Here is a 265-nt window from a genome sequence, read left to right as displayed (position 1 = left end):
CCATAGGGTGGCCGTGGTGGGTGCCGGAGATCATCACCTGGTTCTCTTCGAGAACACGGAATACTTCACGGCTACCGCCTACGGCACCAATCGGCAGCCCACCGCCGATCATTTTGCCCATCACGGTCAGATCGGGTTTGATTTCGTACTCGCTTTGCAGGCCATTATAGGCGGCGCGAAGGGTGATGGTTTCGTCCACGATCAGGAGGATACCCAGCTCCTCGGTCAAGGCTCGCAGCTTTTGCACGAACTCTTTTCCGAGCTC

The 265-nt window shown here is 57.4% G+C and carries 1 protein-coding gene; it reads right to left on the bottom strand.

Annotated elements, in window-relative coordinates:
* Window positions 1-247, bottom strand: a 247-nt coding sequence (locus tag SB725_RS31775; protein ID WP_410923425.1) for an aminotransferase class III-fold pyridoxal phosphate-dependent enzyme, incomplete at its 3' end; no start/stop codon positions are given.
* Window positions 248-265 lie beyond the last annotated feature (18 nt).

The organism is Pseudomonas sp. SIMBA_041 (genome assembly GCF_046535095.1).
GTDB classification, from domain to species: domain Bacteria; phylum Pseudomonadota; class Gammaproteobacteria; order Pseudomonadales; family Pseudomonadaceae; genus Aquipseudomonas; species Aquipseudomonas mucoides.
Note: the sequence above shows the minus strand (reverse complement) of the source record. Positions and strands in the feature narration are given on the sequence as shown.